Origin of the sequence: Alteromonas marina, assembly GCF_000808575.1 — a bacterium.
Lineage (GTDB): Bacteria > Pseudomonadota > Gammaproteobacteria > Enterobacterales > Alteromonadaceae > Alteromonas > Alteromonas marina_A.
In genome coordinates this window covers 53,884-74,806 of the sequence record NZ_JWLW01000056.1, presented here as the reverse complement: position 1 = coordinate 74,806, position 20,923 = coordinate 53,884, and the positions used below count along the sequence as shown (strand labels likewise).

Below are 20,923 nucleotides of genomic sequence, written 5' to 3'. Positions count from 1 at the left end.
AATTCGTGGGGATCCCTCAGGGTCAGAGTAGATTATTTTCCTTCTTAAAATGGAAAAATGTACTCTGACCCCATTTCTTTAAAAGTGGTAGGCGTAGGATAGATTCAGGAAGTCTAGCCCTGGATTGTCGTTATTAAAGCCACCGTTTGAAAAGTGCATATAGCGCAGCGCAACGTGTTGCTTCTTATCGAGCTCTACAAACACGCCCAATCTATCTTCAAATTGGTAGTTAGAGCCAATATCCTTTCCAGCTACCTGTTGATCATCAATGTAACTTACACCTATTCCTGCTTCTAAATATACAGGGTATTTTTCATATAACGTAGTTACCTTTTTCATAAAAACAGGGGTCAGTGACGCGCCATAGCTTGTACTATGTTTATCGTTCTTACCATATTCCCAAACGACGGCACTAACTTCCCAATAGAGCTTTATGTCGCCAAACCAATCGGTAGCTAATGTTTGTTCAAGCGGTCTATATGCGAAGCGCATACCGTCAATATCATCAAATCCATGCATATAGTCGACACTGACAGTCTGCTTTGCCTGCGCGCTACTGGCGGTAAATGTGATGAAAAAAGAAAATAAGAGTAGTGATAACTGTTTCATAAATGCTCCTTGATATAACAACCTACAAGCAAAAATTTTTCCAAATAAAAAAGGTAATTATTTCAGATAGATAAATTATATCTAAGGTCAAGTATATAGCTGGCGAGAGTCTATATTACTGACGCCCTTGAAGTTTTTACAAGGGAAAATTGCTTTGCTTTACTAATCTAACCCAAACTAAGTTTTAAGAAATATTGTAAGAAGAGCAGTAGCGGCAACAGACCTATCAAATGCGCATGTGAATAGATGTGCGTCATTCTCGCAAAGCGACGAGTCCTTTATTTCCAAACTTCTTCAGCTTGCAAGTCCTGTTCTTTTAGAAGTTGCTGAGACAATTTTTCAAAAGAAGTTATTCCGTATTTTGCTTTTATACTATTAATTAACTCGGGGTTTGAGGCTATGAAATTATTCAGTTCACTGATGATGTCTTTGTGGTAAAGGGTAGATAAAGAAAAAGGGATTTCGTTATGAGGAAGTGTTAAATCTAAAGTAAACGCGCCTTTCTCATAGGATAGTGGTGTGGAACTTTGGCTGACAAAGTATTCCAAATCTAACCCATCGACACGCTCTTGATTTAAAAGGTCAAAGCCCTGCTGTATGCTAGTAACCCAAGTGATTTTTGTATGTTTATTGTCTATTCTTTGTTGCCAGTTTACTGGTGTAAACCCTAGCGGCATGGCTAGATGTTTTATTTTTTCAATGCCCTTACCTACATTCTCTCGTTTAACGATAGTTCCTGTTACTGCATTGGTTAAAGGAAGTGAAAAATACTTATCACTCGAAGTGGTGATGCTGTTATACCAGCCTCTATTATCAGGGTATACAAAGTCTACATTACCTTTAACTAACTCGAGTTGAAGCCGTCTTATAGGCAAGCTTAAATACACAAACTCGTGTCCCGAAGCTTCAGAAAAAGCTTCTAAAATTGACCAGGCAACCCCTTTATCTGTTGATGATGCAAAATCGTAATGGGGGAAATAAGCTAAGTTTTGTGCGCCAATCACATATTTATCTGCATAAATATTAAGGCTAAACAAACAGCCAATGAAAAGCCCAATACATCGCACCATTCTAAACTCCAAATGACTACAGCAATTTACAATATACAAATAAATTATCTTTGAAGTATTTCCTTGAGAGGAAGTTTTTAATACAAAAATAAATCGCGTATCTATACACCATAATTTATCGTTTTGCGGGTGTAAAATATTCAGTGAAAATCTCTTGAACTTAATGACAGCTTTTCGAGCCACGGCGTCCGATCAATAAGCTTACCTGCGATGATATGAATAACTCCCTCTTTGGAGCGTTCAATAATACCATTTACCTGTAACAGTTTAGCTTTTAAGAACGTTTGTTGCTGAGCGCGTGCCGTAGCTTGCCATACCACAACATTCATATTGCCTATATCATCTTCTAAGGTCAGAAAGGTGACGCCTGCGGCTGTGCCTGGTGCCTGTCGTCCCGTAACAGCTCCAAGTACTTTAACAACAGATTTATTCTTTTTGTCTCTTAGCGAATCAGACCAGCTTATGTCTTTAAGCTTATGCTGCTTCTTGAGTAAAGAAATAGGGTGGTTATTTACCGATAAACCGGTTGATGCATAGTCTTCTAGTAAATTTTCTGCCTCAGAAGGCGTAGCGCTAAGCGATGTGGCATTTTTGTCTGCATAAAATTCGTCGGTATCGAAAAGTGGTAGACGGGTTTGGGTATCCATAATTCGCCAGCGGGTTTCATAGCGATTACCTGATATAGTACGAAATGCATCTGCGCTCGCAAGTGCCTCTAGTTCATTACTTTTAAGCGATAACTGCTGTAACTGTTCAACGTTGGTGTAGCCTTCGTCTGAACGGTTTTCCACAATAAGCTCAGACGACGCTTCACTTAAACCTTTAATAAGCTTAAGACCAAGCTGTATATACTTTTCTTGCCCCTTTACAACTAACGTGTGCTCTGTACTAGACTGGTTCACACAGGGCGCCTCTACCCGTATGTGGTGACGCTTAGCGTCTTGAACTAACTGGGACGGGGAATAAAACCCCATGGGCCAGCTATTTAACAGCGCAACATAGAATTCAACGGGAAAGTAAAACTTCAACCAGCACGATACATAAGCTAATACCGCAAAAGATGCTGAGTGAGATTCGGGAAAGCCGTACCCTGCAAAGCCTTTAATTTGTTCAAATAAGTTATGGGCGAACGTACTGTCATAGCCCTTATCCGTCATACCCTTAATGAGCTTATCTCTGAACTCAAAAATTCTGCCGTCTTTCTTCCAGCTAGCCATAGCACGTCGCAGCTGGTCGGCTTCTCCACCACTAAAGCCAGCGGCAACCATGGCAAGCTGAATAACTTGCTCTTGAAAGATAGGTACACCCATAGTGCGAGATAGCACCTTTTCCACATCTTTCGATGGGTAGCTAATGGTTTCGTTGCCGTGGCGGCGTATCAAATAAGGGTGGACCATATCACCCTGAATCGGACCTGGCCGTACAATGGCTATTTGTACGACCAAATCGTAATAGCGACGAGGTTTGAGCCTTGGCAGCATAGACATCTGAGCCCGTGATTCTATTTGAAAAACGCCGACTGTATCAGCGCGGCAAATCATATCGAAAACCTGTTTGTCATCCCCTAGTTTGGTGATAAATGGAATACTGGTTTCAATAGGGTACTGTTTATTGATAAGAGAAAACGCGCGGCGTATAGCGCTTAGCATCCCAAGGGCCAGTACGTCGACTTTTAAGAGACCTAAGGTTTCAATGTCATCCTTATCCCATTGAATGATGGTACGGTCTTCCATTGCGGCATTTTCAACAGGGACAAGATCGTAAAGCGGACCTGCGCTAATAACAAAACCACCCACATGCTGCGACAAATGGCGGGGCGTACCCAGTAAAGCTTCGGTAAGGGCAATTAACTGCTGTACCCTAGGCTCCTCAGGGTTTAGTCCTAGTCCAGCCAACTGAGACTTCCATGGAATAACGCTGTCCCGGCGATTGATTTGTTTAATTACAAAATCAAGTTGTGACTCGCTAAAGCCAAGCGCTTTTCCAACATCTTTAAATGCTGATTTAAAGCGGTAGCAAATAACGGTAGCCGCGATAGCGGTTCTTTCTCTGCCGTATTTTTGATAAATATATTGAATAATCTCTTCACGGCGCTGATGCTCGAAATCAACATCAATATCGGGCGGCTCGTTACGCTCTTTGGAAATAAAGCGTTCGAACAGTACGCTTATTTGCCTTGGATCTACGGCCGTTATCTCTAGGCAATAGCACACTACAGAGTTAGCTGCCGAACCTCGCCCTTGGTACAAAATGCGCTGCCGCTTTGCAAACTGAACAATATCGTAAATGGTTAGAAAGAAATATTCGTATTCTTGCTCGGCAATAAGTGTCAGTTCTTTTTCTATAATTTGGCGGATTTCAGAGGTTATACCTTCTGGAAAGCGCACTTTTATACCGGCCTCTACACGTTCCCGTAAATACGAAGTGGGCGTATACCCTTCAGGTACAAGCTCCGCAGGGTAGTGGTAGCGCAGCTCCTCTAAAGAAAACGTGAATACATGAGCAAGGGCATTGGTATTGGCAATCCACTTCTCAGGGTAAAGCTTCTTAATTTTCTGTACGGTTCGCAGACTACGCTCTGCATTACTCAACGCATCCCGACCTATTTTGTCTACACTGGTATGCACGTTAGTAGCATGCAATACATGTTGAAGCGGCAGTCTGTCAGCGTGATGCATGAGTACACCCGTACAGGCAATAACAGGGAAAGGGTAGGCAGACTGCAGATGATTGTAATGCGCAAACCTCTGGTGATCCCGTCCGTCTAATAGGCGCTGAGCGCCAATGTAAGCATCAATGCTCGGGTGTTTTTGCAGCCATTCAGCCCAATGTTTGTCTTTAGCTTCTTTGCCGCTTGGTAACCAAATGAATTTACAATGGCGAATGGTACGCAAGTCCCACTCGGCTAGTTGATATTCACCCTTCTCAGAGCGACGCCTCGCGTTAGTAATAATTCGGCACAGTTCGCTATAGGCCGCTTTGTTCGGGCACAACAGCACAAAAGATAAAGTGTCATCAAATACAAAGTAACTACCCACAATAAGCGTAATCGGTAGGCCCTGATGCTTAATTTCATCGAAAGCTCGTACCACTCCCGCTACTGAGCATTCATCGGTAATGGCAAGCGCGTCGTAACCAAGGAAAGAAGCCGTGGTAACAAGCTCTGCGGGGGAAGAGGCACCGCAAAGAAAGCTATAGTTACTTTGGCAAAAGAGCTCACTGTATTTCATGATATTGCCTTTACCCTTTTCTTTAACCGCATACCGCTAGCAAAAAAGGCCCTGCACCCACCAGCGGCTCTCTTCATCTTTAAACACTAAAAGCCTTACGCATTGCTCAGTTTGGGCGATGAAATAATCACGCTTTGTTGGGCTGTCATGCCACCACTCGCTGTGTAATCGCACGGGTCCAAAGCAAATTTGGGTAGCCTGAATAAGCGGTTTAGGTACATCAAAGGTGAAGGTGGGCGTAATGTCACTGCTATAAGCATAATTACCGGTACAGTTACCGGCGCTCGACTCTGTCACCGTCATATATTCAAACTGATGGCTGTCGGCAGCGCGAGGTTGAAACGTGCTGTTATCGCCTAGCTTCGCGTTTAAGCGCCCAATCAATTGTTTCTGTGCAATATCGTTAAACCTATCGCTAAAAAAGTCGCCATTTTGCGAATCTATTTCTTCAAACTGCTGACAGGTAAGCGTAATCGCTGTGGCAGGCTCAGGTAACTCCAGATTCTCAGTTTTAAGGCTAAATAACGGTAGCCAACTCTTCACCGAAGACTGAGGCAATGCAGAGTGAATATTAATATCCATTACAGGTGCTTCTCTGAAATGAATATGAACGCTGATGCTTGATGTATATAGGTTTCTGGCCCGTAAATAGTGAGACAAATGCTCAAACTGCTGGGTGACAAAAGGGGTTAGATGCTGCGTGTTTTCAATATCAAAAGGCAATAGGATAAAGTTATCGAAATGCTCCAAAGGCCTAAATAATGTAACCCGCGGGAAGGTTTCTCCCCTTAACGCAGTAAGATACATAATGGTGTTATTGTCGAAGCGTCGCCCCAGCTCTTGTACCGGCATGGCCAGTAGTTGATGTACGCAGGAAACGCCTACTCTTGCCAACGAGTCAATGACTTTGGGTGATAGAGCCGTGATAGAAAGCGGGCATGCACTTAGGGCTTTTTTTATATCATCGGGCGTATGTAAGTAGGTATTAAGTTTATGAAGCGCTAATACTTTTGCGGCCTCAATTGTCCATGCGCTAGCAAAATGATAGCGAATATCTGCTTCAGCCAGAGCTTGAGTTAAGGTTTTCCACAGTGGCGTATGGCCGCCATAGTAATGGGTTAGGTTATCTAGCCTTACTGCTAAACCGTTTACACTATTTGAGTGAATGTGGTTGTCTAATACGATATCAGAAGCCAGTGGATAAAGCCGATGGGCTAACTGCGTCAGCATATGCTTTTCGGCTTCTTCACTGAAAGGCAGAATATGTACGTAAGGACATAGCGCCGCCGCTTGGGCTAGCCCATGCCCAATTTCAATGCCTTCTTTTTTCGCAATATCATTACACTGGGTAATTTTGTTTGTTTTACTACAGTACACAGCAACAGGTGTATTCGACGGTAATGACGAAGAAATTCCATTAGCTTCGCTTCTAGGGGGGGTTCTACGATCACTTTTAAGCGTTTGCCGGTGGGCATGATTAGTTTTAGCAGCGTTAATATGGCTGTCTAAAGTTAGTTGATAGCAGTAAATATAAGCCCACAGCATCATTAGCTCACAGAGTGTAATGCCTGATCGGAAAGCGTGTTGTGTGCCATGGCCCATTTAATGGCCTGATTGTCGGGTGTCCACCGGTGGGAAATAACAATGTTATCTTCTGGCCACCCATGACGCTGCTTGCGTATGTTCACTGCCAAAGCGTGGGGTTTACCCTTTAGCGCGATATCCAACGTAATGGGTAATGCACTGTCGCTTTGATTCGAAGGAGTGGCTTGTGAATCACTTAAGTTGGCCTTCGGATAACCTAACTGAGATGCCTGCTGTTGCGGTGGAGTATACAGTAAGCACAGCGCATCATTATGCGTTGCTGCTACCTGTAGGCGTCGTGCTTCTTTTTGATTTACAGCATTACTCCACAGCACTACGCAGTGGCAAGCCGTACTTTTTAAACATTGCTCTGCTGCCCACAGCGACTCTTGTTCAGAACCTGGTTTTACTACCAGAACTTGTTGCGCTTTAAGCCCCAAGTTTTCTAACCACGGCGACTGTAGTATCCCGGGAGGGTTAATAAATACCACCAGCTTATGCGTACGGTGTTGGCATATAACCTGTTTAAAGAGTGAAAGTTCACCCATGCCGGTTAACGAAGAGATACGGACAAGACCTGTAGATGCAACGCCACCGTTAAGTGCTTTATCCAGACGCGGAAAACCCAGCGAAAACTTGGTTTCACTTTGTCTCTGATCTCTGGCCCGCCAAATATGCGGGTGGTTATTAAGCACGGATAACGATTTATTCATGGTACTCAAAATAAACTGTATTTTTATACAGTATTATAGTGCAGCAATAACCCTTTTCAAGACAAAAGGTTTTTGGCTTGTTGTTTTAAGCGCTAACTTACTGATAAGTTTGGAAAGGTAAAAAGATTAAACTTTTAAAAGTGTAGGAACATGGCTAGGGTCGCTGACCTTACTACATAGCAAAGCGGGCGACCCTGTTGTACAGTTAGCGCTGCATCAGCGCTAACGAGAGACACAGAGTAAAATGTTACTCTTCAGATGATGGTTCTTTTTGAGCCTTTGCTGTCGTGCCGCTTACTGTTGCTGTAACGGTTTGGCAAAAAGCAATAAATCCATCTGCGGTATTTTTTGCCCACACCATGCGAACGTTGCCAGGTAGAGCCTTCACCACTTCACGAATTTCCTCAAGCGTCACTTCTTCATTAAGCAACACTTTATTCAGCGATTCCTCAAATGACATTCCTTTTTCACAACAGGTCATGACAATAGCTGAAAAGTTGCGCATAAGTGGGTGTAGCGCATTGTATTGAGTTTGGTCGATAAGGCGACTTTTATAGGCACTTTCAATACGAGCAGTAAGGTTTTTTTCCAACGCATCTGTAACAAGAACAAGGTTACGGTAAGCATATGTAACCTTATTGCTGGTCTGTTTATTTGAGTGGCGCAACAGCGCCAGTTCTTTCTGTAGGTTCTGCGCTCGCAGCACAAAGTAAATTAAAAACAGGATAAGTAATCCAATAACACCAAATGCAACGATCATGATTATTGTGCCTTTTGTTCATCTATAAAGGTGTTGATGTTTTGCTCCAAGATAAACAGTGGAACTGAGCCGTTTTCTAACACGGCACGGTGGAATTTGCGTACGTCAAAACGCTCTCCTAACGCTGTCTCTGCTTTCTTGCGAAGGCCTTTAATTTTGATTTCCCCAATCTTGTAAGACAAGGCTTGCGCTGGCCAAGAGATATAGCGGTCTATTTCAGTATTTACGTTGTGCTCTGAAAGCGCGGTATTTTCCATCATATAATCAACCGCTTGTTGACGGCTCCAGCCCATGGTGTGCATACCGGTATCAACAACCAAACGACATGCTCGCCACATTTCGTAGCTTAAACGACCGAAGTTGTCGTACGGCGTTTCATAAATACCTGCTTCAATACCTAAAAACTCAGAGTACAGACCCCAGCCTTCACCAAAGGCTGAAATATAGGTGTTACGGCGCACCATAGGTAAGTCTTCAAGCTCTGCTGCCAACGATATTTGAAGGTGGTGGCCAGGCACTGCTTCGTGCAAGGTCAGTGCAGGCAATGCATACAAAGGGCGCTTATCAAGGGCATAAGTGTTTACCCAGTAATATCCAGGCTGATCGTCGCGGCTAGGATGGATGTAACGGCCTGTTGTATATTTGGGCGCGATAGCGTCTGGTACAGGCGCTACACCGTAGGGCGTTCTTGGCAGATACTCAAAGAGCGAAGGTAGTTTTGCGTCCATTTTCTTTGCAATAAACGACGCTTCTTTTAGTAAATCTTCAGCGCTGGTGGCATAGAATTGCGGGTCTTCGCGTAAAAACGCAATGAATTCGTTAATGTCGCCATCAAAGCCAAGCTCATCCACAATTTGCTGCATTTGCGCGCGAATGCGTTTTACTTCAGACAAACCTAGATTATGGATTTCCTGAGGTGTCATATCTGTGGTGGTGTAATGCTTTGCTCTATTGGCGTAATACGCCACGCCGTCAGGCCAGTTATTTGCGGCAATATCTTCACGGGCATTGGGAATGTATTCGTCTACCATGAAATCGTAGAACATTTGATATGCAGGCAACACGCTGCTGTTTATTGCTGCTTTGCCTTGTTCCGTTAGCGCTGCCTTTTGCTCGGCAGTAAAGTACTCAGGAAAGCGGGTAAATGGAGAATAAAAACCACTGTCCACTGCATTTTCAACAATATACGACGCTACCGAGTTCTCAAATCCGTTCAGCACAACTTTAGGTTGCGTGTAGCCTTCTTTTAGCGCTTGTTTCATGTACGCAATTTGTTGGTCAAAATAAGGCTTAAGCGCATTTAGGCGGCTAATATAGGCCTGATAATCTTCTACGCGCTTAAAGGTGGATAAATTAGGAAGCGAAGCCATTGCCCCGTGAAAGCCATATTCTGAATTGATCGGCACCAAGTGCGCGCGATACGTATATTCATCCACATAGTTGGCTAAACGGTATTGCTGCATCAGCAAGGCAATATAAGCATCAGTAGAGATATTGTCTTTTTTATACTGACTTAAGGCTTTTTGAAATGCACGCCATTGTTCATTTTGAGCTTTAAGTGCTTCGGGCGAAATATCGGGTAGCACATGAGCGAGGGAGCTATCGCCTTCGCGAGAAGCTAAAAGTGGGGAAACCGAAAGCTCGTACTGCCAAATGTCATCAAGTAGTTGATACAAGCTTTCATCGTCAAGGCTCTTTGCTGATGCACTAATGCTGCAAATAAATAGTAATGTTGCTAACAGATAGCGGTACATAAGGGTCTCCGGTAACCTTTACCGGATAGATGCCGGCGGTTACTCTTTCGTTGGTGTATATATTGGACTAGGGAAAGCAGTTACTTTATCAGATTTATTTTCTAATTTAGTAATTTTGGCTGAACCTTTTTTATTTACGGCGTCAATGCGCAAAATGTTGTGCATAGGAACATAAGTTTTTGTTACTTCTGAAAATTCGGCTTTTAACCTTTCATGGCTAGGATCGACAACAACGCTGGTGTGGGTATCCCACACAAAGTCACCTATCTCGATAAAGCCAAACAAAGCGCCCTGAGTAAGGGCTCTAACGTAAAGTTCGTAACGTTCTCCATTGCTGATGAACTGAACGCGGTAAAGAATATCGTCTTTCGACATGGGTGCTGCTCTTCACTAAAAAATATAGATACTCCCGGAAATTGCTCCGGCGTTTGGCCCACAATTTTACCTTGCTCCTAAAATGCGAGCAACGGTAGGAAACGCATGGTAAGCGTAAGCAGTTTAATGGTATTCCCCCTATTAACTGGGTTACCATGATGCACACTTAGTTATATGGTGAAATTAGAATGATAAAAAAACTCCTTATAGGTAGTGCGATGACGGCAATGACCTTTGCTGCTACTGCCCATAACCACGCATCGACAGACAATGCTTTTAACCCTGATACACAGCGAATCAAATCGCACCTGTTTTTTTTAGCAGACGACTTACTTGAAGGTCGTGATACAGGCTCTCGCGGCCATGAAATTGCGGCGCTTTATATCGCAACCGAATTTGCTAAATATGGTTTGAAGCCAGCAGGTACAGACGGCTATATGCAAAGTGTATCGTTTCGTAAAGCGAATCTGGTTCAAGAGTCATCCAAGTTTACTTTCACGCAAAACGGCGAGACTGTCGATTTTGACTACCCGAAAGAATATCTAGCTAGCCCGAGCTTGCTTAGCACCGAGGCTAATGTAAAAGGCGAAATGGTCTTTGTGGGCTACGGCATTGTGGCAGACGAGCTATCTCACAACGATTACAAAGACTTAGATGTAAAAGGTAAGGTTGTTGTAGCGCTTGCTGGTAAGCCAAGCGACTTTCCATCAGAAGAGGGCGCTCACTTTGCGTCTGGCTATCAAAAGCAAAAGTATGCGGTAGACAATGGCGCTATTGGCATGATCACTATCACAACGCCTAAAAATGAAAAGGTACGCCCTTATCAAAGCCGTTTGAACTACATTCATACACCGCGTATGGCATGGTTAGACGACAATGGTCAGCCTGCAAATAGCTTTTCTCAGCTTAAAGGCAGCGCTTACATGAGTGAAGGGGCTGCACGTAAACTGTTTGAAGGCGCAGAAAAGAGCCTTGATGATGTTTATGCTCAGCTTGAAGCTGACAAAGTACCGCAAGGCTTTGCGTTAAACGGCGAAGTCGATATCAGTAAGACTAGCGTACATGACACTATCACAAGCCCAAATGTTGTGGGTATATTAGAAGGTTCAGACCCTGAGCTTAAAAACGAATACGTAGTTTTCTCTGCTCACTCTGATCACATTGGTTTTGCTAAAACGGTGAAGAAAGACAACATTAACAACGGTGCTATGGACAACGCGTCTGGCACGTCAGTAATGTTAGAAACTGCACGTCTGTTTAGCGAAATGAAAGAAAAGCCAAAGCGTTCAATTCTGTTTGTGTCGGTAACCGGTGAAGAAAAAGGCCTTTTAGGTGCTGACTATTTTGCCCGTAACCCAACCGTACCGGTTACGTCAATGGTGGCGAACGTAAACCTAGACATGCCAATTCTAACCTACGAGTTTGCAGACGTTATTGCGTTCGGCGCGAACCACAGTGATTTGCAAGAATCAGTGGAAAAAGCTGCTGCTAACGCTGATATCGAGCTAAGTCCAGACCCATGGCCAGAGCAGGCGCTGTTTACTCGCTCAGATCACTACGCGTTTGTAAAACAAGGTGTACCTTCAGTGTTTATGGTGCCGGGTCTTAAATCTAAAGATCCTAACGTAGATGGCAGCAAGGTGTTTGGCCAGTTTTTGTCTACGCACTACCATAAGCCTAGCGACGATATTAACCAGCCATTTAACTGGAATGCAGCGGAGACGTTCACCAAAGTTAACGCGCAAATTGGTTGGACACTAGCAAACCAAAAAGATAAGCCTAAGTGGAATGATGGCGACTTTTTCGGTAATACGTTTAGCAAGTAGACCATACTCGTTCGACACTAAAAGCAGCATTTCTATGCTGCTTTTTTTATGCCTATGTTTTAATAAACTTTGGTGTCTTTACACAACCTTTAATTAATAAGAAACAAATTATGTCTACAATGAAATAAAGTGGGGTAGATTTTTAACATATGCTATGAATTTTATGTTTTACTGATTGCATGATTTCCATTAAAGCGCAGAACCGAAGAGTTCATCACAATAGAACGCAGGAGTAACTTATAGTGATAGAGCAACAGAAAAAGTATACGTTAATTGCGAGAGGCAGTTCTCACATACGGTACTTCAAGCAATTTGCGGCGCGAACCTCGTTGAATATCTCTGTTGCTAGTTTTAACGTTCCTTGGTTTTTGCTAATTAAGGTCCGACATTGGGAATTTACAAAACATATTGATATTGACGCTCTAGTTAACCCACATCTATTAAAAAAAGCTAAAAAACACAAAAAGCTTCATCATTCTTTTGCGTGGCCGCTTTATGAAAAAGTAAGTCGATGGCTTACGAAATTAGATATCGCCAAAAGTACAGCGTTGATTGAAAAGGAAAATTCAGATGTTGTGGGCGTCTGGAATGGACAAAAACAGCCTAGTTCATCTATTGCCGCAGCCGCGAAAGCGCTAAAAAAAGAAGTCGTGTACTTTGAAAATGGGCTATTCCCAAACTCCACAACGTGTGATTGGTCAGGCGTTAATTGCGAAAACTCACTGCCTACTACTAAAGACTTTTATAAACAGTTTTATGAGAATAAAGCATTACCTTGCAAACTGGTGCCGCGTAAACCAGTGTGTGAAAAGGCCTGTGGGGTAAAGGCAAACGCATTACCAGAGCGCTATATATTTGTGCCATTTCAAGTAGAAACTGACAGCCAAATTATTTCAAACTCGCCTTGGATACGAAGTATGGGGCAATATTATCAGCATTTACTGAATGTCATAGACAAAGTGGATGACCCTACGCTTCATATCGTTATCAAAGAGCATCCATCAGATTCAATCAGACATGACAACCTACACAATAAACACGAACGGATATTATTCGCTAACTATTGTGAGACCCAAGAGTTAATTGAACGGTCATTAGCTGTGATGACAGTAAACTCTACAGTGGGAGTCGAGTCTCTGCTACTCGACAAGCCCGTAGTGGTGTTAGGTAGGGCGTGCTATGGCATTGAAGGCGTAACAAAGCTTGTGCGAAATGAGACCGAAATGCTAGAAGTTATGAGAAACATTGAATTGCTTGCGGTAGACACTGAAGCAAGATGTGGCTATTTAAATTTTATGTACAACCATTATGTCATTCCCACTACGTGGAAAAATATTGATAGTCGGCACGTTGAGGCACTTACCAAGAGATTACTTAAGCAAGATGCTATGGCGCACTATATTTCACATTATGAGAACCGTGAGATGATGACGGAAAACGTGGTGCCAACAAAACGCCAATTTGCTTAACATCAGATAAAAAAAGGCGCTCAAAAGCGCCTCTATTGTTAATCGAAATCGCTTGTCTTAAACAAACATTTGTTTAAATGCAGCCCATTGCTCATTGAACTGCTCTGTTGGCTTGCGAGTAAAGCCACTGCGAATAAACCCGTTAATACGGCCATCCGTGTAGCTGATCATCATATTCGCGATTATCGCCTCATCGGCAGAAAGGGTTTTGCCCTCACGGAGTTTGCGCTCTCTTAGCACTTGCTTAAGCTGGGTTTCTAAACGCTCGAAAAGCTTAGCGATACGCGCGCGCAATCGATCTTGCTCGCCCATAAGTGCATCACCATTTAATATTCGTGTAATGCCTGGGTTCTTCTCCGCAAAGCCTAAAATAAGGTGCAGAATAAGCTGACAGCGCGTGAGCGAGTCTTTTTCTTCGTTCACAATTTTGTTGATACGCGTAAAAAGCGTCTCTTCAATAAATTCGATAAGCCCTTCAAACATTCGCGCTTTACTGGGAAAGTGGCGATATAGTGCCGCTTCAGACACCCCGACTTTTTCCGCTAACTTAGCAGTAGTGATACGTTGACCTGGGCTGGTTTCTAACATTCCAGCAAGTGCTTGCAGAATTTGAGCTCTGCGATTTGTTTTTTTGACAGCAGGCATGACGAAAGTGTTTCCTCCGCTACCGAGTTACAGCAACCCGGGCTCCATGTTCAATTGGCTTACGCCAAAGCGTTTGTATTTATCGTTTTTATTATCGACACTTAATAAGTATCTGTTAGTTTTTATTGTTTAAAACAAAACGTTCTGCAATGAGTGCTAGCAACTGCTCAGCTAACTCATTTTTGCTGGTGGCAGGCAGTCGTTTATCACCGTCTTGCCATATCACATGCAGTGCGTTTTTATCGCTGTTAAACCCAAGACCCTGTGCTGTTATGTCGTTCGCTGCAATCATATCAAGCTTCTTTTTGGCAAGCTTGGCACGGGCATAATCTTCTACATTTTGGCTCTCAGCTGCAAAGCCAACGCAAAATGGGCGGTCTTGCCTATTAGATACAGTTGCTAGAATATCAGGGTTTTTAACAAAAGTAAGTGTTAACTCATCACCTGTTTTCTTTATCTTATTGTCAGCTACCGTGCAGGCCTTGTAGTCGGCAACCGCTGCGGTGCTAATAAAAATTTCTGTAGAAGGAATAAGTTTTTCACAAGCGTTGAGCATCTCATCTGCGGTGGTAACATCAATACGGTTACAGTGCGTAGGCGTAGAAAGCGCTACTGGACCTGCAACTAGCGTTACGTGCGCGCCCGCTTGAGCCGCTGCTTGCGCAATGGCAAACCCCATCTTTCCTGAACTGTGATTCGAAATATAGCGTACTGGGTCTAAAGGTTCTCGTGTTGGCCCCGCGGTAATAGTAAATTTTTTGCCTGCCAAATTCTTTAACGCTTCATTTAGCGAGGAAGACTTTGCTTTGCTTTCATTTAAGGCATTAGCAATATCAACAGGTTCAACCATTCTACCTGAACCCACATCACCACACGCTTGCTCACCGCTTGCCGGACCTATAAAGGTAACGCCGTGCTCTTCTAATAGAGCAATATTGCGCTGAGTTGCTGTTGCTTTCCACATTTGCTGGTTCATGGCTGGGGCTACAAAAAGCGTAGCGGTTGTGGCCAAGTAAAGCGTAGTTAATAAATCGTCTGCCATGCCGTGAGCAAGTTTAGCGAGTGTGTTTGCTGTAGCAGGAGCAATAAGTAAGATGTCAGCCCATTTTGCTAATTCAATATGCCCCATAGCAGCTTCAGCGGCGGGGTCTAAAAGGTGTTGATGCACTGGATGCCCTGACACCGCTTGAAGTGACAAAGTACTCACAAACTCTGCGGCAGAATCGGTAACGACAACGCGAACGTTTGCACCTAATGCGGTGAGTTTACGCACTAAGTCTGGGGTTTTATAAGCGGCAATACCGCCTGTAACGCCTAGCAAAATGTTTTTATTAGCAATAGACATAAAAGAACACTAAATCTCAATATTAATAGTAGCCTACCATGGCGACGAAAAATCGGATAGCTGAACAAAAGTCGATCTTGCCGTAAGCATGCTGTTTGGCTCTTATCTGCTCAATATCCAACGAAACCCGCCTTTCATACAGTCGTTAATTTTTTTTGATTCAACTATAACCACTATTTTATGACGTTAATGGACTAAGAGCATGTCGATAAAGATATGGCCGATAAGTGAAAGGCCAAGAGAAAAGCTTTTGCAGCACGGTGCAGAGAGCTTAAGCGATGCAGAGCTTATTGCTGTGTTGCTGGGGAAGGGCGTTAAGGGTAAGAGCGCTGTGTCTGTCGCGCACGAATTGCTAAAAGAACTTGGTTGCTTGCGAGGCGTGGTAACGGCTACAAAGGAAAGTTATGCAAAAGTGTCTGGCGTCGGGCCGTGCAAATACGCACAGTTTCAAGCGGGGTTCGAAATATTTAAACGCAACTTAGAAATAAAACTTAAGCGCCAAGATGTATTTAATAATGTAGATGATACTAAGCGTTATCTTCAGGCTAAACTAAGAGACTGCGAAAGAGAAAAGTTTGCGCTTTTGATGCTTGATAGCCAACATCAACTTATCGCTTTTCGTACCATGTTCAACGGAACGATCAATAGCGCAGCAGTGTATCCGCGAGAATTGATCAAGCAAGTTATGATCGATAATGCGGCGGCGATCATTTTGGTCCACAATCACCCCTCAGGCGTAGCAGAGCCGAGTCATGCAGATATTCGTTTAACGACAGAGATCAAAAATGCTATGGCATCGATCGACGTGCCCGTGCTGGATCATTTTGTGGTTGGAGATAAAGAAACCATTTCATTTGCGCAGCGAGGCTTGCTAACATAAGAAATCTAAGTCATTTATCGATTATTATGTAGTCAAATGGTTGAAAATGATTTAGCATAGGATTTAGTGGGTTATTTTATTAAAGGACTGTTATGAAAAAGTCAATCATTGCATTATTTGCAGCTGCAACTATGGCAGCAGGTGTTAACGCACAAGAAAGTGAAGGTGGTGCTGGTGCAGGTGGTGCGGGCGCAGTAAGCGGTGGTCTAATCGCTACTGGTGTTGTTGCTGCTGGTATTATCGCTGGTGTTGCAAACAACAACTCTGCAGACGCGCCAGGAAATGGTGGCACTGATCCAGGTCAACCTACTTGTGAAGGTGACGATCCATTGGTAGACGGCGCATGTGTTGGTACTACTAATACTGTTACCGTGTCAGGCACTACAACAATTACTGTGCCTGTTACATTTACTTACGCACCGACCGTACAGTAAATTTAAGAGTATCCGAAAAAGCCGCTTTTTTTAGCGGCTTTTTTTATTTTTAGCGCAAAATTTAATTGTTTTTAGTTTTTGTCGGCGTACCTTAATGAAACTACACATTCTATCAGCCGTTTTTGGCTTTCTTTGCCTGTCTCTTTCAGGATGTTCCACAACAACAATTGCCTACTACAATACGCTTAAACTTGCCCTTAAAGACCGCACGGTAACTTATAACGTTGAAGAAATCGCGGCGAGTAAGGCGGATCTTATGCAAATTAAAGCGGGGGAACGAGACGCCGCCTCTCTTGCATTAGCCTACATTGACGGCGATAAATACAAGTGGGTGTCGGGTGACAAAGTTATCTTCACTATGCATCACGGTATTATTGTGAAAACGGAAGGTTTAGATAACGATCTCTTTTACACAAGCAATTTGCAGCACAATCCGTTAGCCACCAATGATGTTTTGCCTTTTAGCTGGAAGCGTAAAGTCGATGTTGCTTCAATAGGCTACGGGGTTCCAGTGGACTCTTCATGGCGTATAGTGGGGGAAGAAACCCACAACTACCTTGGCTTTTCTGTACCCCTTATTAAAGTAATTGAAACCGTAGATTTTTCAGAATATACCCCCTTTATTGATGTGGGACTGTCATGGGAAAATACCTACTTCTTGCATAAACACACGAAAGAGTTGCTGGCCTCTAAGCAAAAGTTCAGCCCAGAGGGAGACGTATACGACATGGTTTATTTAAGCCGCGTCGTGCGTCAGATGAAAAAACAAGGAGTAACGCAATAATGAAGTTTATTTCTACGCTTTTTATTGCCTTGGGTCTTATTACATCCACAAGTTTGTACGCCAATGACAGTATTGTAAGTGTGACGGTGAACAAGCAGACCTATCAATTTGACCGGCCAATTAGATTGTCGAGTGTATTGTCTATTGTTGCAGACAGTGGCGACTGGTATTGGCCAGCAGCTTCTGCATTTGATTTAACCAATCCAACAGCTGAACGCGAAAAAGAGATAGCGTTGTCGCAGATAAGAGAGCTTTTGGTTAGCTTTGATAAAAATTCGGACACCCACAAAGCACTTCAAAATCTCTTAGATCAAGTAGCTTCGTGGACGGTGTCTACGCGCATAGATATGCCTATTTCTTATAATCGGGCTCGGTTGTTTTTCGAAGACAACCCTATGTTCCAGCCAGGAAAATATTGGATCCGATTGAATGGACGTCCTAATGTGGTGCATTTCTCAGGCGCTGTAGTAAAGCCAGGTGCCTATCAGCATCAAAGCGACACCTCGATTTATACGGCTGCTCATTCGGTTAAAAAAGCGGTAGACGCAGACAGAAGCGTCGTTTATGTCATTGACCCAATGGGCAACATAGAAGAAAAAGGGATTGCTTACTGGAATTTAGATTTTGCTCAGCTTATGCCGGGTAGTCAGGTTTATGTACCTATTTCTTCAGAGCTTTTCAGCAATAAACTTAAGCAATTAAATAAGCGCGTTGCCGCGTTAGCAGTACATAGGGTTTTACCTCAATGAGTGTGCCAATATTATCTAAGAAAAGAATATCTACGAAAAAAATATCTAAGAAAAAAACACTCGCACTGGTAATTGGCAGTGCACTATCTTCTAGCACCCTTGCTGATACCCAGCTTCGTGTTACGCCCTCACAAATGGTGCAAGGCGGTAACGGGCTTATTCAAACACCAACCGCGCGTATGCGCGACGAAGGCGGTATGGCCATCAATTATACCGACAATGGTGAATACCGTTTCTGGTCAGTTAATATCCAACTTTATGATTGGATGGAAGCAACTGCCCGCTATACCGATGTGCGTACGCGTTTATATAGCCAAGTTGACTCCTTCAGCGGTGATCAAACCTTAAAAGATAAAGGGTTAGACGTTAAATTCAGGCTTTGGAAAGAAAGTTACTACCTACCTGATATCAGCGTTGGTTTCAGAGATTTCGGGGGGACAGGCTTTTTTGAAAGTGAGTACGTAAACGCCAGTAAATCGGTAGGACCGTTTGATTTCCATTTAGGCTTAGGTTGGGGATATTTGGGGACTGCAGATGATATTACTAATCCATTTTGTGAGGTTAAAGATAGCTTCTGTGAACGCCCTGGCGGATTCTCAGGCCGCGGTGGCAAGGTCGATTACGATCAGTTTTTCAAAGGTACTACCGCGTTCTTTGGTGGCGTAGAGTATCAAACACCATGGGAGCCGTTAACGCTAAAACTTGAGTTTGAAGGCAACGATTACTCCCGAGACAGAGCAGGCCAGCTTGAGCAAGATTCTCGCTGGAATGTGGGAGCGGTATATCGCTATAAAGACTTTGATTTTTCATTAAACTACCAACGTGGAAACACCATAGGCTTTGGTGTGACGTATCGCTTCAATATGAATACTGCGTCTCAAATCAAATTCGACGATGCGCCGCGAAATTTAATGGGAAGAAATGCGCCATCCAACATTAAAGATGTGAACAAATCACGTCTTTATAACGACCTTTATAACTCAGGTGGATTCCTATTATCCGATGCTGAAATTAAAGAAGATAGCGCTACCTTTTACGGGACGCAGGTCAAATACCGCGACCAAGATGAAGCTATCGAGCGAGTAGGTCGTGTTGCTGCTTCTGAGCTTCCAGATAGCGTTAAAACCTATCATATGGTAGATAATCGCGGCGGCCTACCACTGGTCGATACTCAAATAGACGCTGAAGCCTTTATTTCAGCCGCGCGATACGAATCGGTCGATGCCGATATAACGGAAACGTACGTGAGAACATCGCCTTCTGAAGAGATAAAAGAAGCATACGACCCCGAAAATACCTCGGGTTTCTTCTACAGTGCTGACTTCTTTTTCACCCAGTCGTTTGGTAACCCAGAAGATTTCTTTCTTTATCAAACAGGGTTAATGCTAAATGGCGGCTATGCGTTAAACGAAAACTTCTCGGTTATGAGCAGCGCACGGGTAACACTGCTTGATAACTTCGATAAGTTTAACTTTCTCGTTGACGGTGAAGATGTGTCACTACCTCGTGTACGTACTCGGGTCCGTGAATATGTGTCTGAAAATGATGTATGGTTAGATACTGCGTTTTTACATTACAAAGACAATATTGCCGAAGACCTTTATGCCCAAGCATACGCAGGTTACCTTGAAACTATGTTCGCAGGTGTAGGCGGAGAAATTCTGTATCGTCCTGTCGATAGTAATGTCGCCTATGGCATCGATATCAACTACGTTAAGCAGCGTGACCCTTACAGTCAAACCGGCTTAGAGGATTACGATGCGATCACCGGTCATGCGAGTGTTTATTGGCAGCCTGAATTCCTTGATGATACCCAAATCACGGTTAGTGCAGGTCAATTCTTGGCAAAAGACAAAGGTGTTAATATTGATTACGCCAAGCGCTTTGATAGCGGCATTATAGTAGGAGCATATGCAGCCTTTACCGATGTTTCATCGGAAGAATACGGAGAAGGAAGTTTTACCAAAGGTTTCTATATTTCCATTCCTACCGATTTGTTCTTGCTAGAACCGTCGAAAGGACGCGGACTCTTCCCTTGGGTGCCAATTTCGCGTGATGGTGGTCAACTACTACGCCGGCCTTCACGGTTAATCGATTTAACGGAAGTTAGGTCTCCTTTTTATGACTAAATAAGAAAAGCGCCACGTTATTGTGGCGTTTTTTTAGCATTTGAACAGATAGGATCAGGTTAAAATTTAAGTGGGAACACCCTATTTATTCGTAGCTAATCAGCGAAGAGAAAAGTACAATACGAGCCACAAAAAAGAGTGTTGGTGGTATTTTGCACAAAAATCGTACGTAAAAGTAACCTTTTTGTACTTTCTTATTGAAATGATCCTGCCTTTGCTGTATAAAATGCGCCCTCTAATTTATAGTAATACGTCATTTGACCCAACCACTGTTTGAGCGCTTGGGATTAACTGACGCGACAGTTATCGTTGTTCTGGAGACAAATACAATGTCAAGAGTATGCCAAGTAACAGGTAAGCGTCCAACGGTTGGTAATAACCGTTCACACGCACGAAATGCGACTCGTCGTCGCTTTTTACCAAACCTTCAAACACACCGTTTTTGGGTTGAGAGCGAAAGCCGTTTTGTAAAACTACGTTTGTCTGCTAAAGGCATGCGTATCATCGATAAGAAAGGTATTGATTCAGTACTAACTGACATCCGTGCCCGTGGTGAGAAAATCTAAG

At 43.4% G+C, this 20,923-nt stretch carries 18 protein-coding genes; 8 read left to right on the top strand and 10 right to left on the bottom strand.

All coding sequences use genetic code 11. The features are described from left to right. Positions 1-78 precede the first annotated feature (78 nt). The 8 genes from RJ41_RS15035 to RJ41_RS15000 all read right to left on the bottom strand — a co-directional run bounded on the left by RJ41_RS15035 (position 79) and on the right by RJ41_RS15000 (position 10,095). A complete protein-coding gene (locus tag RJ41_RS15035; RefSeq protein ID WP_039222543.1) occupies positions 79-609 on the bottom strand; it encodes an acyloxyacyl hydrolase in 531 nt (176 codons plus the stop codon). A gap of 278 nt (positions 610-887) precedes the next feature. After that, positions 888-1,679, bottom strand: coding sequence for a hypothetical protein (locus RJ41_RS15030; protein WP_039222541.1), 792 nt, complete (start codon positions 1,677-1,679; stop codon positions 888-890). A 140-nt stretch (positions 1,680-1,819) separates the two neighbouring features. Further along, the gene (locus tag RJ41_RS15025) at positions 1,820-4,909 is read right to left on the bottom strand and encodes an error-prone DNA polymerase (protein ID WP_039222539.1); all 3,090 of its coding nucleotides are present in this window, start codon (positions 4,907-4,909) and stop codon (positions 1,820-1,822) included. 36 nt (positions 4,910-4,945) lie between these two features. Beyond that, a complete protein-coding gene (locus tag RJ41_RS15020; protein ID WP_039222537.1) occupies positions 4,946-6,457 on the bottom strand; it encodes a Y-family DNA polymerase in 1,512 nt (503 codons plus the stop codon). Beyond that, positions 6,457-7,206: a recombinase RecA gene (locus RJ41_RS15015; RefSeq protein ID WP_039222534.1), complete on the bottom strand. Its 750-nt coding sequence runs from the start codon at positions 7,204-7,206 to the stop codon at positions 6,457-6,459. The genes RJ41_RS15020 and RJ41_RS15015 overlap by 1 nt, the downstream gene beginning before the upstream one ends. Before the next feature lie 247 nt (positions 7,207-7,453). After that, positions 7,454-7,966 carry a hypothetical protein gene (locus RJ41_RS15010; RefSeq protein ID WP_039222531.1) on the bottom strand — a complete coding sequence of 171 codons (513 nt, stop codon included), beginning with the start codon at positions 7,964-7,966 and terminating at the stop codon, positions 7,454-7,456. 2 nt (positions 7,967-7,968) lie between these two features. After that, positions 7,969-9,720, bottom strand: a complete 1,752-nt coding sequence (locus RJ41_RS15005; protein WP_039222526.1) for a DUF885 domain-containing protein — start codon at positions 9,718-9,720, stop codon at positions 7,969-7,971. A gap of 39 nt (positions 9,721-9,759) precedes the next feature. Continuing rightward, complete coding sequence (locus RJ41_RS15000; protein WP_039222523.1) at positions 9,760-10,095, bottom strand: DUF1820 family protein; 336 nt, start codon at positions 10,093-10,095, stop codon at positions 9,760-9,762. Between the two features lie 188 nt (positions 10,096-10,283). Between RJ41_RS15000 and RJ41_RS14995 the strand changes: the two genes are divergently transcribed. Continuing rightward, positions 10,284-11,921: a M28 family metallopeptidase gene (locus RJ41_RS14995; protein ID WP_039222520.1), complete on the top strand. Its 1,638-nt coding sequence runs from the start codon at positions 10,284-10,286 to the stop codon at positions 11,919-11,921. A 242-nt stretch (positions 11,922-12,163) separates the two neighbouring features. Then, complete coding sequence (locus tag RJ41_RS18770) at positions 12,164-13,390, top strand: capsular polysaccharide export protein, LipB/KpsS family (RefSeq protein ID WP_052235490.1); 1,227 nt, start codon at positions 12,164-12,166, stop codon at positions 13,388-13,390. Between the two features lie 57 nt (positions 13,391-13,447). On the opposite strand, the gene slmA is transcribed toward RJ41_RS18770, so the two are convergent. Both slmA and coaBC read right to left on the bottom strand, forming a co-directional pair. Next, a complete protein-coding gene (gene slmA, locus RJ41_RS14985; RefSeq protein WP_014996795.1) occupies positions 13,448-14,035 on the bottom strand; it encodes a nucleoid occlusion factor SlmA in 588 nt (195 codons plus the stop codon). A gap of 115 nt (positions 14,036-14,150) precedes the next feature. Continuing rightward, positions 14,151-15,380 (bottom strand): bifunctional phosphopantothenoylcysteine decarboxylase/phosphopantothenate--cysteine ligase CoaBC, encoded by a 1,230-nt coding sequence (gene coaBC / locus RJ41_RS14980; protein ID WP_039222516.1) that lies wholly within the window; start codon positions 15,378-15,380, stop codon positions 14,151-14,153. A 202-nt stretch (positions 15,381-15,582) separates the two neighbouring features. Here coaBC and radC point away from each other — a divergent pair, with 202 nt between their 5' ends. The 6 genes from radC to rpmB all read left to right on the top strand — a co-directional run bounded on the left by radC (position 15,583) and on the right by rpmB (position 20,922). Then, on the top strand, positions 15,583-16,260 hold the full coding sequence (gene radC / locus RJ41_RS14975; protein ID WP_039222513.1) for a RadC family protein: 678 nt from the start codon (positions 15,583-15,585) through the stop codon (positions 16,258-16,260). Between the two features lie 92 nt (positions 16,261-16,352). After that, positions 16,353-16,694 (top strand): hypothetical protein, encoded by a 342-nt coding sequence (locus RJ41_RS14970; protein ID WP_039222512.1) that lies wholly within the window; start codon positions 16,353-16,355, stop codon positions 16,692-16,694. A 94-nt stretch (positions 16,695-16,788) separates the two neighbouring features. After that, a complete protein-coding gene (locus RJ41_RS14965; protein ID WP_039222510.1) occupies positions 16,789-17,478 on the top strand; it encodes a YjbF family lipoprotein in 690 nt (229 codons plus the stop codon). Then, positions 17,478-18,227 (top strand): capsule biosynthesis GfcC family protein, encoded by a 750-nt coding sequence (locus RJ41_RS14960; RefSeq protein WP_039222509.1) that lies wholly within the window; start codon positions 17,478-17,480, stop codon positions 18,225-18,227. The genes RJ41_RS14965 and RJ41_RS14960 overlap by 1 nt, the downstream gene beginning before the upstream one ends. Beyond that, on the top strand, positions 18,224-20,356 hold the full coding sequence (locus tag RJ41_RS14955) for a YjbH domain-containing protein (RefSeq protein ID WP_420805512.1): 2,133 nt from the start codon (positions 18,224-18,226) through the stop codon (positions 20,354-20,356). The genes RJ41_RS14960 and RJ41_RS14955 overlap by 4 nt, the downstream gene beginning before the upstream one ends. Positions 20,357-20,685: 329 nt before the next feature. Further along, positions 20,686-20,922, top strand: a complete 237-nt coding sequence (rpmB, locus tag RJ41_RS14950; RefSeq protein ID WP_012516576.1) for a 50S ribosomal protein L28 — start codon at positions 20,686-20,688, stop codon at positions 20,920-20,922. The last annotated feature ends 1 nt before the right edge of the window (position 20,923 follow it).

Bases quoted from the DNA above. Each gene is read 5' to 3' on its own strand.
- RJ41_RS15035 (WP_039222543.1), bottom strand. From the start codon at position 609: ATGAAACAGTTATCACTACTCTTATTTTCTTTTTTCATCACATTTACC.
- RJ41_RS15030 (WP_039222541.1), bottom strand. From the start codon at position 1,679: ATGGTGCGATGTATTGGGCTTTTCATTGGCTGTTTGTTTAGCCTTAAT.
- RJ41_RS15025 (WP_039222539.1), bottom strand. From the start codon at position 4,909: ATGAAATACAGTGAGCTCTTTTGCCAAAGTAACTATAGCTTTCTTTGC.
- RJ41_RS15020 (WP_039222537.1), bottom strand. From the start codon at position 6,457: ATGATGCTGTGGGCTTATATTTACTGCTATCAACTAACTTTAGACAGC.
- RJ41_RS15015 (WP_039222534.1), bottom strand. From the start codon at position 7,206: ATGAATAAATCGTTATCCGTGCTTAATAACCACCCGCATATTTGGCGG.
- RJ41_RS15010 (WP_039222531.1), bottom strand. From the start codon at position 7,966: ATGATCGTTGCATTTGGTGTTATTGGATTACTTATCCTGTTTTTAATT.
- RJ41_RS15005 (WP_039222526.1), bottom strand. From the start codon at position 9,720: ATGTACCGCTATCTGTTAGCAACATTACTATTTATTTGCAGCATTAGT.
- RJ41_RS15000 (WP_039222523.1), bottom strand. From the start codon at position 10,095: ATGTCGAAAGACGATATTCTTTACCGCGTTCAGTTCATCAGCAATGGA.
- RJ41_RS14995 (WP_039222520.1), top strand. From the start codon at position 10,284: ATGATAAAAAAACTCCTTATAGGTAGTGCGATGACGGCAATGACCTTT.
- slmA (WP_014996795.1), bottom strand. From the start codon at position 14,035: ATGCCTGCTGTCAAAAAAACAAATCGCAGAGCTCAAATTCTGCAAGCA.
- coaBC (WP_039222516.1), bottom strand. From the start codon at position 15,380: ATGTCTATTGCTAATAAAAACATTTTGCTAGGCGTTACAGGCGGTATT.
- radC (WP_039222513.1), top strand. From the start codon at position 15,583: ATGTCGATAAAGATATGGCCGATAAGTGAAAGGCCAAGAGAAAAGCTT.
- RJ41_RS14970 (WP_039222512.1), top strand. From the start codon at position 16,353: ATGAAAAAGTCAATCATTGCATTATTTGCAGCTGCAACTATGGCAGCA.
- RJ41_RS14965 (WP_039222510.1), top strand. From the start codon at position 16,789: ATGAAACTACACATTCTATCAGCCGTTTTTGGCTTTCTTTGCCTGTCT.
- RJ41_RS14960 (WP_039222509.1), top strand. From the start codon at position 17,478: ATGAAGTTTATTTCTACGCTTTTTATTGCCTTGGGTCTTATTACATCC.
- RJ41_RS14955 (WP_420805512.1), top strand. From the start codon at position 18,224: ATGAGTGTGCCAATATTATCTAAGAAAAGAATATCTACGAAAAAAATA.
- rpmB (WP_012516576.1), top strand. From the start codon at position 20,686: ATGTCAAGAGTATGCCAAGTAACAGGTAAGCGTCCAACGGTTGGTAAT.